The sequence below is a fragment of the Streptomyces sp. NPDC088252 genome (assembly GCF_044740965.1).
Classification (GTDB): Bacteria; Actinomycetota; Actinomycetes; order Streptomycetales; family Streptomycetaceae; genus Streptomyces.
Map to the genome: position 1 here is coordinate 109,611 of NZ_JBIURS010000020.1, position 12,936 is coordinate 122,546.

Below are 12,936 nucleotides of genomic sequence, written 5' to 3' on the forward strand. Positions count from 1 at the left end.
TGCCGAACGGCCGCCGGCCGGGGCGGTGCACGCAACTTGTCGGCGTGCGAAGGGATCTGTCTCCCCCATGTACACAGCATCGTCCTCCGTGACCGCCCCGCCCCGGCCGCTTCGTCCCCTGGGGGCGGGCGGCGGACCGTACCTCGCTCCGCATGCCGCTCCCGCGGCACCCGGCACGGTTCGGCCGCGGCGGCCGACGGGGCTGGGCGGCCCGCCGCTCAGTGGCCGGCTGGACCTTTCCGGTCCGCAGGGCGCTCAGCTGAGGATGGTGATCGCCTCGGTGCACCGCATCTGTCCGGAGTTCAACCCGGTGCAGGTGCTACGCCGCAGCGGCCGTTCGGTGCTCCTCGTCGGGTCCACCGGACGCACGACCGCGGTCGCCAAGTGTTTACTGGACCACTCGCCCGCATGGTCGGAGCGGTTCCAGCACGAAATAGCTGCATATCGGGCGTTCGCCCGGCACCGCCCGCCGGTGCGGGTGCCCCGGCTCATCGCGGCCGACCCGGAGAACTGCACCCTGGTCATCGAGCGCGTGCCCGGCCGGGTGGCGGCGCTGACCCGGCATCCGTCGGAGGCTCCGCCCCGTGCCGATGTACGGGCCGCGCTCGGTGCGATCAGTCGGATCAACGCCTGGCGGCCGGCTCCGGGTCTCTTCGACGCACCGCTGGACTACGCCTCGCGGATCGCCCGCTATCACGAGCTGGGACTGTTCACCGACCGCGATCTGGGCGACCTGCAGAAGCTGCTGCACGGTCTGGCCCATGCCGGCGGCCGTCAGGGCATGGGGCAGTTCTGTCACGGTGACGCGTTGCTCTCCAACATCCTGCTGTCGCCCACGGGTCCGGTGCTGGTGGACTGGGAGCATGCGGGCTGGTACCTGCCGGGCTACGACCTCGCGACGCTCTGGGCCGTCCTGGGTGACGCACCGGCGGCGCGGCGGCAGATCAGCCAGCTGGCGCAGGTCAAGGGGCCTGCGGCGCGGGACGCGTTCCTGGTGAACCTGATGCTGGTGCTGACGCGGGAGATCCGTACGTACGAGACCGCTGTCCAGCGGGCGATGCGGGAACCGGTGCCCGCGGGCGCCGGTCAGGACCGGCCGGGTGGCCTCTCGTCGAGCGAGGAGCAGCGACTGCTGCTGCGCCGCCTGCACGACGACTGCGCGATGGCCCGCCGGGCCGTACGAGCTGCGGTCGGCACTCGCTGACCCTGCCGGGAAGGGACACGCGCTACGGGTCCGGTGCCGACACACCGGCCCCGTAGCGCGTCGATGTGGTGTCAGGGACTCTTGAAGTCGACCGCGTCCACGTCGAACGCGTTGTTCTGCGGTGACGTGAAGACGAGATACAGCTTGTGCGTGCCCTTCAGCTCCTGGACGGGTACGGCCGGGGTCTCCTGATAGTTGTCCCATCCTCCGGTGTTGGGGACGGGGGTGGTGGCGAGCAGAGGACCGTCGGGGGCGTCCGCGCGCAGTTCGATCGCGCCCACCCCGTACGGCGAGGACAACCGATAGCCGACCGAGCCGACGCCTTCGACGCTCATCGGGTCGAAGGCGACCCAGTCGCCGTTCGAGACGTCTCCGATCCGTTTGCCGTTCTCGGCGCCTTCCTGGGCGACGATCCGGGTACCGGACTGGGCGTCGTAGTACTCCGCCTGCTTGTGCTGCGGCTGGAGCACGGAGCGCCCGTAGCCGGTCAGGGCGGAGACGCCGTCGCCGCCCTTGTCGGTGTACTTGGCGTTGAGTACGTAGGTCAGGTCCGCGCCTTCGGGGTGACCGCCCAGATCACCGGTGTCGACGGTGCCCTCGCAGCCGGGGATGTCGGTGGTGGGATGTTCGTGATCGTCGTGTCCCAGTGCCGGGTTGACGGTGACCTTGGAGCAGTCGACCGGTCCGTCCTCCGGGTCGGTGACCGTGACCTTGTACGGGATCTTGTCGCCGAACTCGATGAGCTTGCCGTTGACCGGGAAGTCGATGGTCACCTTGGGTGCGGTGTTCCCGGCGGTGACGGGGATGTTGGCGTAGCCGGACTTTCCGGTGGAGTCGGTGACCTTGAGCTGCGCGGTGAAGTCGCCCTTGACCGTGTAGGTGTGGGTCGGGTTCGCTTCGGTGGAGTCATACGTACCGTCGCCGTCGAAGTCCCAGGCATAGCTGAGCGTGTCGCCGTCGGGGTCGTTGCTGCCGTCGCTGGAGAAGTCGACCTTCAGCGGGACGGGGCCGTCGGTGGCGGACGCGGCGGCCTTGGCGACCGGTGCGCGTTGCCCTTGGGCGTAGTCGATGCGGTAGAGCCCGGAGTCGTTGTTGCCGCCGCCGAAGGAGCTGCCCCATTCGAGAACGTAGAGCGATCCGTCGGGGCCGAACGTCATGTCCATCGGCTTGTTGAACTTCTGCGAGGAGAGGAAATCGTTGATCTTGAGGAGCTTCCGGTCCTTGTCGAAACGGATCTCCTTGACGAAGTCGCGCGACCACTCGTAGAAGAAGCTCGCTCCCTCGAAGTACGCGGGGAACTTCGTGGTGGACGGGTTCTTCTTGTCGTAGTGGTAGACAGGACCGCTCATCGGGGCCGAGCCACCGCTGCCGACCTCGGGGAACTCCTCGGACGGGCCGTATCCGTACCAGATCTCCGGCTGCTGGATCGGCGGCAGTGCGGTCAGCCCGGTGTTGTTCGGCGAGGGATTGACGGGATTGGCACAGTCGAACTTGGGACCGACTTCCTTGGTGTCCGGGTTGTAGGGGGCGTACGCCTGGTTGTTGCCGTGGCAGAACGGCCAGCCGAAGTTGCCGGCCTTCTTGATGACGTTGTACTCGACCAGCCCCTCGGGGCCCCGGTCGGTGGTGGGCAGTCCGCGGTCGGGGCCGTAGTCGGAGGCGTGGACGTACCCCGTCTTGGGGTCGACGGTGAAGCGGAACGGATTGCGGAAGCCCATCGCGTAGATCTCGGGGCGGGTCCTGGCGGTTCCGGGGGCGAAGAGGTTGCCCTTGGGAATGGTGTAACCGCCGGAGTCCTTCGGCTTGATGCGCAGGATCTTGCCGCGCAGGTCGTTGGTGTTGCCCGCGGTACGGGCGGCGTCCAGCATCTGCTTGCCCTCGCGCCAGTCGAGCGGTGCGTAACCCTGCCAGTTGGGGTCGAGGTTGGGCGGAGTGTCGTCGCCGACTCCGAGGTAGAGCGTGCGGTCGGGGCCGAACTCGACGGCGCCGCCGGTGTGTCCCGGCTCCGGGAAGGTGCGGTCGCGGTAGGCGGGGACGTCGAGCAGCTTCTTCTCGCTGGCCGGTTCGAGGGTGTTGCCCTTGACCGTGAAGCGGGAGAGCCGGTTGACGTCCTCGGTCGCGCCCGCGGGGGCGTAGTAGAGGTAGATCCAGTGGTTCTTCTTGAAGTCGGGGTCGAGTTCCATGCCGACGAGCCCGTCCTCACCGCCGGTGTAGACGTCGAGCTTGCCCGCGGTGGTGGTGGCGTGCGTCGCGGGGTCGTAGACGTTCACCTCGCCGCTGCGCTGGATGTAGAAGACCCGGCCGTCCTCGGCGACGTCGAGTTCCATCGGGTCGGCGGTGTTGTCGTCGAGGGTGACCTTCTCGTAGCCGCTCCAGACGGTGCCGCCGCAGTCTCCGGGCTTGTCGCCCGCGGCCCACTTGACACCGCCGACGACATGGGCGCGGAACGCGGCTTCGCTGTACGAGGGGGTGTCGTGGCCCATGGCGGTCGCCCAGACCCTCCCTCCCTCGGTGTTGCGGCACCAGGAGATGGGGTGGTCCGCGCCCATGGCGGAACCGCCGGGGTTGTAGGTGGTTTCGTCGGCGGTGACCAGCACGTGGACATCGCCGCGGGGATTCCTGTCGAAGTTGTACCACTCCTCCGGCCGCTCCCAGCGCTCCGGGAGTCCCGCCGTGGAGGGGTGGACGCGGTCGGCGACCTTGGCGGTGCCCTGGAGGACTCCGGGTGAGTGTGCGGGCATGTGGACGCCGCCGTTGATGGCCTCGTCCCACCAGGGGAAGGTGTCCTCGATGCCCATGTCGAGGGTGTTGTGGATGGCGACGACGCCACCGCCGTCGCGCACGTATGTCCGCATCGCTTCGCGCTGGGCTTCGGTGTCCCAGACCATGCCGGAGTTCTGCAGCATGACGATGACGTCGAAGTCCTTGAGCTCGGCTTCGTCGAAGACGGCGGGGTCGGCGGTCTCGACGACTGCGAAGTTGTTGGCGGCCGCCTCCTCCTTGAACATCTGGATACCTGCGGGGATGGAGGCGTGCACATAGCCGACGGCGCGGGTGAACAGCAGGGCCCGGAAGGCGGGCGCCTTTCCGGTGGTGGCCGCGGTCGCGGGCAGCGCGGTCAGTGCGAGCAGCAGTGCGCTCACCAACGCGATGAACGTACTCCGCATGTCACGAGCATGACAGTACCGTCGTTGACGGTTCACGAGCGGTTCCTCTCTGCGGGTCGTGGCCGAGTGGGGTCGGGGGGTGGTTTGCCGGAGGGTGCTGAGGGGCTCGGCCGGCCGGGCGCCTCAGCACCCGCCAAGTGCGCGGTGCAGGAACGCCAGGCCGTCGGTGGCGATGGCGTCCTGGGTGGCGGCGAGCGGTCGCCAGACCGAGGCGGCGACCGCGATGGCGTCGTTGTGCGCGGTGAACGACTCGATGCAGAGCGGGCCCCGGTAGCCGCTCGTGGTGAGCGCGGCGAGGAAACCGGTCCAGTCGAGGGAGTCGGCACCGGGGGTGCCGCGGTCGTTGGCGCACACCTGGACATGGAGGATGCGGCCCGCGGCACGGTGTACGGCGTCGGGCAGCGAGCGTTCCTCGATGTTCTGGTGGTACACGTCGAGTGCGAGGCCGATGGTGTCCTCGGGCAGCCCGGCCAGCGCTTCGAGGGCCTGGTCGACGGTGTTGAGCAGACTCGTCTCGTACCGGTTGAGGGGCTCCACCGCGATGCGCACCCCGGCGGCATGTGCGTGATCGACGACCGGAGCGAGGTTCTGGCGCAACTCCTCGTACGCCGCGACGCGTTCGCCACGGTCCATGCGCCAGGCGCGACCGACCGCCGCGTACACGGGCCCCGCGACGGTGGGGGCGTTCAGGGCCTGAGCGGCGTCGACACAGCGGTGCAGATAGTCCTGGGTGATCCGGACGGTTCGGGGATCGGTGCGGACGAGGTCGCGGCCGGGCGGCATCACGGCGATCACCGCGGCGGGGGTGAGCCCGGACGCCTTGAGGAGCTTGGAGACGGAATCGGGCGCCCAGTCCCGTTCGTTCTCCAGCGGGATCTCGACGCAGTCGAATCCCCATGCGGACAGGCGGGGCAGGACGTCACCGAGTGCCTCGTACGTCACCGGCGAGTGCCAGATCCACGGGTTGGCGCCGAGCGGGAACGCGTGCGCGCTCACTTCCTGCCTCCCCACTTCTCCGGGAACCCGGGCAGGTTCTCGCAGCCGCACATCGCGTAGTGCAGCGGCGGCATGCCGGGCTTGAAATACTGATCGAGGGTGTCCTGGGTGACGGTGGGCTGCGGAAGCTTCCATTCCTTGGGTACCTGCTCCCCCCTCAGGATCCTCAGCGCCGCGATGACGGGTGTACGCCATTGGAAGGTGGGGTACGACGGGGCGATCGCGGTGAGCTTCTTCTCCTTCCACACCTGGAGGAAGTCCTGCTGGTCCTCGCCGGTGATGGGCGGTACGTCCTTGCCGGCGTCCTCGAAGGCCTCGACGGCCGCGACGGAGGTCGCGCCGGAGTCCATCCATACGCCGTCGATGTCGCCGTTGCGGGTGATCGCATCGGTCACGATCGCCTTGGTCCTGGCCGGATCGCCGTCGGTGAACTTCACATCCACCACGTCGAGCCCGCTCCTGTCGAACGCGATCTTCGCGGCCGACCAGCGGGTCTCCAGCACGTCGACGCCCGGAGAGATGCGCAGGGCGAGGATCTTCCCCTTGGGCTTCACCTTCCCGACGAGGAAGTCGGCGGCGACCGCCCCGTATCCGTAGCCACCGATCGGGTTGATGAAGGTGACGGCGCAGTCGGTCTCGACGCCCCGGTCGAAGACGATCACAGGCACCATTCCACAGGCCTTCTCGACGGCGGGGGTGAGCGTGGCCGTGGTGTTCGGGGAGACGATGAGTGCGTCGCAGCCCTGCCCGGTGAGCTCCTGGACGTCGGAGATCTGCTTGTCGTCCTTGCCCTGGGCGTCGAGCACGGTGAAGTCGGTGATCTCCTTGTGGAGTCCGGCCTCCGCCCGCATGTTCTTCAGGCCGACCTGGCGCCACGGGTTGAAGACTCCGGCGTTGGACAGACAGAGGTGGATCCCGCCGGAGCCGCTCTTCCTGTATCGCGTGGTGTCGACCAGCCGCGGCTGGAGCATCTGCTCCCACGGCTTCCCGGCCGGGCCCTGCGGGGTCTCCTCGGCGAGGGCCAGCTGGCGGTCGTACTCGGCGCGGTCGAAGAACTTCGACTGCTTTCCGGTACCCGGGTCGCCCGCTGTGCCGCTCGCCGCTTCGGCCGGGGCGTCGGGCGGTGCGTCGCTCGTGCAGCCGGCGAGCAGGGCCGCGCCGAGCAGGGCGGCGAGGGGCACGAGGACGTGTCGGATCTTTCGCGTACTCATGAGGTTTTCGCTCCTGGGGGCTCGGTGCCGCGACGGCGCGACCGGGACCAGTCGGCCGCGCCGAGGGCGACGGCGGCGATGACGATGACGCCTTGCACGGTCGATTCCAGGGCGCCCGAGACGCCCTGGAGGTTGAGCAGGGTGAACAGCGCCTGGAGCGAGAAGGCTCCGGCCATCGCCGCGACGACGGACCCGCGTCCGCCGCCGAGCACCACGCCGCCCAGCACGACGGCGGTGATCGCCTCGAACTCGTAGCCCCGGCCGGCCTGTGCCGAGACCCCGGAGAAGCCGCCGACGAGCACGGCGGCGAGTGCGGCCGCGACGCCGGAGAGGATGAAGGCGATGGTGCGGGCGCGCGCGACCCGGACCCCGGCCAGGGCCGCGGCGCGTTCGCTGTCACCGGTGGCGATGAGCGTGCGGCCGAAGTCGGAACGCATCAGCCGGACGGCGAGGAGACCCGCGACGGCGCAGACGAGGACGGCCCAGGGCAGCCAGCCGAAGGCCGTGCCGCGCCCGAGCCTGCGGAAGGCCGTGGGCAGCGCGCCGTGCGGGGAACCGCCGGTCCAGAAGAAGACCGCGCCTTCGAGGATCAGCATCATGCCCAGCGTGGTGATGAACGACGGCACGCGCAGCAGGGTGGTGATCAGTCCGCTGACGAGACCGGCGAGGGCTCCGGCGAGCAGCAGCACCGCGGTGACGAGCAGCCAGGGTGCACCCGGGAACGAACCGTACAGTTCGGCGGCGACGACCACCCCGGCCGTGACGATCGCTCCGACCGACAGGTCGAACTCCCCGCAGACGATGACCAGGTACTGGCCCGCGGCGAGGATCACGAGGGGCGCGGCGCGCTTGATGAAGGCGAGGAAGCGGTCGGGTTCGTAGAAGCCCGGGTCGGTGAGGGCCAGCGCGGCCAGGAGCACGGCGAGCAGGACGTAGACGGGTGTGCCGGTGGTGAGGGCACGCAGGACGCGACGGGCGGCGGGTGCCTGTGCGGTGGTCATGCGGTCCTCTCCCGCGGGCTGCGGCGGCCTCGCGCGTAGAGGGCGACGGCCGCGATGATCACGACGCCGCGGACGACGTTCTTGAAGAACGGGTCGACGGCGAGCTGGTTGAAGACGCTGTCGAGCACGGCGAGGACGAGGACCCCGCCCAGGGTGCCCGCCACCCCGCCGCGGCCCCCGGCGAGCGCGGTGCCGCCGAGCACGACGGCGGCGATGGACTCCAGGTCGTAGCGGGCCTCCGTACCGGCCCAGGGGGCCCCGGCGCCGAGCCGTGCGGCGAGGAAGAGGGCAGCGGCTCCGACGCAGAGGGAGCACAGGACGTGGGCGACGACGACGGTGCGCCGGGTGCGGACTCCGGACAGCCGGGAGGCGTGCTCGTCGCCACCGGTCGCGTACATGTGGTGGCCGAGCCGGGTTCGACGGGTGATCAGCCAGAGGGCGGCGGCGACGGCGAGAAGCAGGAACAGGGAGACGGGAACCGGTCCGATCCGGTCGTAGCCGAGATGCTGGAACGAGGCGGGGACCTTGCCGGCGGGGCCGGTGTAGTTGTCCTCGATCCAGCCGCGCAGGATGAAGGCGGTGCCGAGGGTCGCGATGAAGGCGTTCACCTTGAGGCCGGTGACGATCAGTCCGTTGGCGAATCCGACGGCGGTGCTGAGCGCCAGGACGGCGAGGACCGCCACGAGGCCGCCCTCGCTCTCCATCGTCTCCGCTGCGACGAGGGTGCCCAGGCTGATGAGGTAGGCGACGGACAGGTCGAGCGATCCGGTGAGGATGACGGCGGACTGGCCGACCGCGACGAGTCCGAGGGCGACGCAGTTCTGCAGGATCGTCACCGCGTTGGTGACGGTCAGGAAGTCTCCTCCTCGGGCCGCGACCGCGATCCAGCCGAGGAGGGTGACGGCGACGGCCGCGAGCCAGACCCCGGCCACCGGACCGACCGGGCGCGGCCGGGCTGTTCGCCCCGGGCGGCTGCGGGGCCCGGTCATCGGGACGGGCCGAAGCGCGGTCATGCGGCTCCCTCCCGTGGAAGGTCCCCGCCGGTGGCGAGGCGCATGACGGCTTCCTCCGTGGCGCCGGCGGGGAGTTCGCCCGCGAGACGTCCTTGCGACATGACGAGGATCCGGTCGCTCATACCGATCAGTTCCGGCAGTTCGGAGGAGATGATCAGTACGGCGAGGCCCTCGCGTGCCAGTTCCCGTACGAGGGTGTGGATGGCTGCCTTGGCGCCGACGTCGACGCCGCGGGTCGGTTCGTCGAAGAGCAGTACCCGGGGGCGCGCGGCGAGCCATTTGGCGATGACGACCTTCTGCTGGTTGCCGCCGGACAGGTACTGGACCTGTCGGCCCTCGCCGTGGGTTCGCAGGCGTACGCGTTCCAGCAGCGCGGTCACCTCACGGCCCGCGGGCGGTCGGCCGCGGGCGGGCACGGCCCGGGTCACGAGCAGCGCGTTGTCGGTCACGGACTGGCGCAGGGCGAGGCCCTCGGCCTTGCGGTCCTCGGTGACGAGGGCGATTCCGGCCCGGACGGCGTCCCGGGGGCGGATCGGGCGCAGTGGTCGCCCGTCGACGGTCATGGTGCCCGTGGTGAAGGGGTCCACGCCGAAGAGGGCACGGGCGAGGGTGGTGCGGCCCGAGCCCTGGAGCCCGGCGACGCCGACGACCTCGCCGGCCCGCAGGCTCAGCTCGATGCCGGAGAGCCGGGCGTTGCCACCACCGCTGACGGTGAGCCTCTCCGCGCCCGCCTCGCCCGGTCGGGCCCTGGGCGGGTAGTAGGCGCCGAGATCCCTTCCGACCATGGCGCGTACGATCGTGCCCGCGTCGGTGTCGCGCGTGGTGAGCGTGGCGACGCGGCGGCCGTCCTTGAGGACCGTGATGCGCCGCGAGAGTTCGAAGACTTCGCGGAGGCGGTGCGAGATGTAGAGGATGCCGATCCCACGAGCGGTCAGGCGGCCTATGAGTGCGGTGAGTTGCTCGACCTCGTGGTCGGCGAGGGCGGCGGTGGGTTCGTCCATCACCAGGATCCGGACATCGGATGCGAGAGCCTTGACGATCTCCACGGTCTGCATGCGTGCGACCGACAGCTCATGGACGGGGGTCCGGGGGGTGATGCCGGTCCGGTCCAGTTCCGCGAGAAGTTCGGCGGTGCGCCGTTCCATGGCGCGCCGGTCGACGAGTCCGTACCGGGTCGGTTCACGGCCGAGGAAGACGTTCTCGGCGACGGTGCGGTGCGGGAGCAGCGCGAACTCCTGGTGGATGATGCCGATTCCGGCGGCCTGGGCCTGCGCCGGATGGCTGAAGGAGTATGCGGTTCCGTCGATGGTGAGGGTCCCCTCGTCGGGTAAGTGCTCGCCCGCGAGGATCTTCATCAGGGTCGACTTCCCCGCGCCGTTCTCCCCCACCAGGGCATGCACTTCTCCGGCTTCGAGGTCGAGCCCCACGCCGTGGAGCACACGCACTCCGAGGAAGCTCTTGGACACACCGTGCATCGTCAGCATCGAATGACTCCTCGCTCAGCGGTCTGCAGAGCAGAGTCGTGACGCACCTTAGGACTGTCAAGGGCTCAAGCACCTTTGTTTTCAACCGCCTTGGCACGGACTTATGCCGATGACCGAACGCTGGACGCCTTGTGAGCAGCAAAAGTCGTCCTTAGGGTGACTGTCATGTCTTCGCCGTCGGATCGCACATCCGCTGCCTCCTCGCACTCACCGGGCGAGGTGCTCGCGTTGATCAGTTCAGGGACGGTGGCGACCCGTGCCGACATCGCCCGGATCACCGGGATGGCCCGTTCGACGGTCTCCCAACGGGTGGACGCGCTGATCGCGCACGGCCTCGTGGACGAGGACGCCGACGGCGGGTCCACCGGCGGTCGCCCACCGCGCCGGCTGGCGCTGCGCACCCGTGAGCACGCGGTGGCCGGGGTGGATCTGGGGGCCTCGCACTGCAGGGTGGCGTTGATGGACATCGGTGGCGCGACCCTGGCGGTCCAGGAGGAGCCGATGTCGATCGGTGACGGCCCGGACTCCGTACTGCGGCACGTGGAGCGAACGGTGCGCACCCTGCTCAAGGAGACGCACCGGGAGCCGGGAACGCTGCGGTCCATCGGAGTCGGAGTGCCGGGCCCGGTCGAGTTCTCCACCGGGCGTCCTGTCGATCCGCCGATCATGCCGGGCTGGCACCAGTACCCGATCCCGGAGTTCTTCGCCGCCCGTTTCGGGGTGCGGGCGCTCGTCGACAACGATGTGAACGTGATGGCGCTGGCCGAGCAGCGCCGTGCCTTCCCGGACTGCCGCTACCTGTTGTACATCAAGGTCGGTACGGGAATCGGCTGCGGGATCGTCGCCGACGGCGAGCTGCACCGGGGTGCGCAGGGATGTGCCGGCGACATCGGCCACATCCGTGTCGGGGACCTCGACGATCCTTGCCGGTGCGGCAATTCGGGCTGTCTGGAGGCTGTCGCGGGCGGTGCGTCGCTGGCGGCGAAACTGGTCGGCCTGGGGCTCGATGCGACATCGGGCAGCGATGTGGTGCGGCTGGTGCAGTCCGGGAACCGGGATGCCGTACGGATGGTGCGGGAGGCGGGGAGGGCGGTCGGCGAGGTCCTCGCCGGACTGGTGAACTTCTTCAACCCGGACACGGTGGTGATGGGGGGCGCACTGGCCGCCGTGCACGATCAACTGCTCGCCGGTGTACGGGAGGCGGTCTACCGGCGCTCACACCCGCTGGCCACGCAACTGCTGCGCATCGAGCCGAGCCGTACGGGCGAGAACGCGGCGGCGGTGGGGGCGGGGATCCTCGCGATCGAACACGCACTCTCTCCCGCGCAGGTGAACCGCCAGGTCGCGGGGTGACCTCTCGTGCCCTCTTCGTGAACGGATCCCCTTCACGAAGAGGGCACGACTCATACAGTCACGCTGTCGGACCGCCCGAGCGGCCTCAGTGCGCGCGCACGATGTCCACGTCGGAGGCCTTCACGAAGGCGACCCGGTGGCCGATCTGCACCGTCACATACTTCTCCTTGCCGCGGAAGTAGGCGTGGTCGAGCGGGTAGGAGGCATCGATCGTCGGGGCGTAGAAGAAGCCCGTGGGTGCCTCACCGCCACCGGGGTAGGACTGGCCCGCCTTGATGGTGTATTGCAGCGGCGAGCCCACCCGCTGGTCCGCGAAGTCCGCGGGGTACTCGGACCTCTCCGGGTACGCCACCCCGTACACCGGCACCTCGGTACGGCCGGCCTTCGGCTTGACCACGTAGCCGGAGGTGGGCGTGGTGGTCCGGGTGTGCGCCGGGGTCTGGAACCAGGCCTTCTGGCCGTACCACCAGATCGCCGTCCAGCCCGGGGCGTGGTCCGCGACGACGGCCTGCTGGGTTGCGCTGATCTTGCTGCCCCAGTCGGCGGCGCAGTTCGTGCCCGGTGAGCCGTCGGTGTGCAGGCCGGGGTCGGAGAAGAGCGGTGCGTCGGTGGACGGCGCGGTGTGCAGCGGGACGGCGCTGGAGCCCTGGACCGGCAGGTCCACACCCTTCTCGCAGTCCCGGAAGGCCTGCTTGTTCTTCTTGAAGTCCGGGCTGACGGTGATGAGTTCGCTGCTCTTCGGGGCGCTCGGGACGGTGGGCTTGCCGAGCAGCGTCATGAAGTGGTTCCAGTCCCAGTACGTGCCCGGGTCCCAGTGCATGTTCTTGGTGCCGGATGCGCTGGTGGGCGGTACACCGTCGTGGCCGATGATGTGCTGGCGGTCGAGCGGGATGTCGTACTTGGCTGCGAGGTAGCGCACCAGCTTGGCGGTCGAACGGTACATCTCCGGGGTGTACCACTTGGCACCCTCCACGGCGACACCCTCCTGCTCGATGCCGATGGAATGGCTGTTGACGTACCAGTTCCCCGCCTGCCAGGCGACGTCCTTGCCCTTGACCATCTGGGTGACGTGGCCGTCGCCCGAGCGCACCACGTAGTGGGCGGAGGTCTGTTTCAGCGGGTTCTGGAAGATCTTCAGGGTGGTGGCGAAGTCTTCCTCGGTGTCGTGCAGCACGATGAATCTGATCTTGTTGGTGTGCGGCCGGTCCGAGGTGTCGTAGTTCCCGTACGTCTCCTTGTCGGTGGGGTCGCCAGTCTGCTGGTAGGCGGCCGGTACCCAATCGCATGCGAGGCCGCGTGGGCATTCCGGCCGCACCCCGTCCGCACCGGCCTGCGCCGCGGGACTGAGCAGCGCCATGCTCAGGGCACCGACCGTGGTCAACGCGAGTGCGAGTCCGGTCCTCTGCTTGGACGTCATGACAACCCTTCTTGGAGCCGTGCGTGATGGAGCCGTGCGTGATCCGATCTCACTGTTCCGCTGTGCGCGCACACTCTCCGACCTGAGATG

9 protein-coding genes are annotated in these 12,936 nt (G+C 69.4%); 2 read left to right on the top strand and 7 right to left on the bottom strand.

All coding sequences use genetic code 11. The annotated features are described in order from the left end of the window. Positions 1–67: 67 nt before the first annotated feature. Entirely contained in the window at positions 68–1,204 is a 1,137-nt protein-coding gene (locus ACIOHC_RS32240) for an aminoglycoside phosphotransferase family protein (protein WP_351084502.1), read from the top strand. A gap of 71 nt (positions 1,205–1,275) precedes the next feature. On the opposite strand, the gene ACIOHC_RS32245 is transcribed toward ACIOHC_RS32240, so the two are convergent. From ACIOHC_RS32245 to ACIOHC_RS32270, 6 genes are all read right to left on the bottom strand, one after another. Then, a complete protein-coding gene (locus tag ACIOHC_RS32245; protein ID WP_351084505.1) occupies positions 1,276–4,371 on the bottom strand; it encodes a ThuA domain-containing protein in 3,096 nt (1,031 codons plus the stop codon). A 123-nt stretch (positions 4,372–4,494) separates the two neighbouring features. Continuing rightward, on the bottom strand, positions 4,495–5,367 hold the full coding sequence (locus tag ACIOHC_RS32250) for a sugar phosphate isomerase/epimerase family protein (RefSeq protein ID WP_351084507.1): 873 nt from the start codon (positions 5,365–5,367) through the stop codon (positions 4,495–4,497). Then, on the bottom strand, positions 5,364–6,578 hold the full coding sequence (locus ACIOHC_RS32255) for an ABC transporter substrate-binding protein (protein WP_401845058.1): 1,215 nt from the start codon (positions 6,576–6,578) through the stop codon (positions 5,364–5,366). Before ACIOHC_RS32255 ends, ACIOHC_RS32250 begins: the two co-directional genes overlap by 4 nt. Then, positions 6,575–7,579, bottom strand: a complete 1,005-nt coding sequence (locus tag ACIOHC_RS32260; protein WP_401845061.1) for an ABC transporter permease — start codon at positions 7,577–7,579, stop codon at positions 6,575–6,577. Before ACIOHC_RS32260 ends, ACIOHC_RS32255 begins: the two co-directional genes overlap by 4 nt. Then, positions 7,576–8,592 carry an ABC transporter permease gene (locus ACIOHC_RS32265; protein ID WP_401845062.1) on the bottom strand — a complete coding sequence of 339 codons (1,017 nt, stop codon included), beginning with the start codon at positions 8,590–8,592 and terminating at the stop codon, positions 7,576–7,578. The genes ACIOHC_RS32260 and ACIOHC_RS32265 overlap by 4 nt, the downstream gene beginning before the upstream one ends. After that, positions 8,589–10,076 (bottom strand): sugar ABC transporter ATP-binding protein, encoded by a 1,488-nt coding sequence (locus ACIOHC_RS32270; protein WP_401845063.1) that lies wholly within the window; start codon positions 10,074–10,076, stop codon positions 8,589–8,591. The genes ACIOHC_RS32265 and ACIOHC_RS32270 overlap by 4 nt, the downstream gene beginning before the upstream one ends. 165 nt (positions 10,077–10,241) lie before the next feature. Here ACIOHC_RS32270 and ACIOHC_RS32275 point away from each other — a divergent pair, with 165 nt between their 5' ends. Continuing rightward, the gene (locus ACIOHC_RS32275; RefSeq protein ID WP_351084517.1) at positions 10,242–11,429 is read left to right on the top strand and encodes an ROK family transcriptional regulator; all 1,188 of its coding nucleotides are present in this window, start codon (positions 10,242–10,244) and stop codon (positions 11,427–11,429) included. A gap of 85 nt (positions 11,430–11,514) precedes the next feature. On the opposite strand, the gene ACIOHC_RS32280 is transcribed toward ACIOHC_RS32275, so the two are convergent. After that, positions 11,515–12,846, bottom strand: a complete 1,332-nt coding sequence (locus ACIOHC_RS32280) for a peptidoglycan recognition family protein (protein WP_351084519.1) — start codon at positions 12,844–12,846, stop codon at positions 11,515–11,517. Positions 12,847–12,936 lie beyond the last annotated feature (90 nt).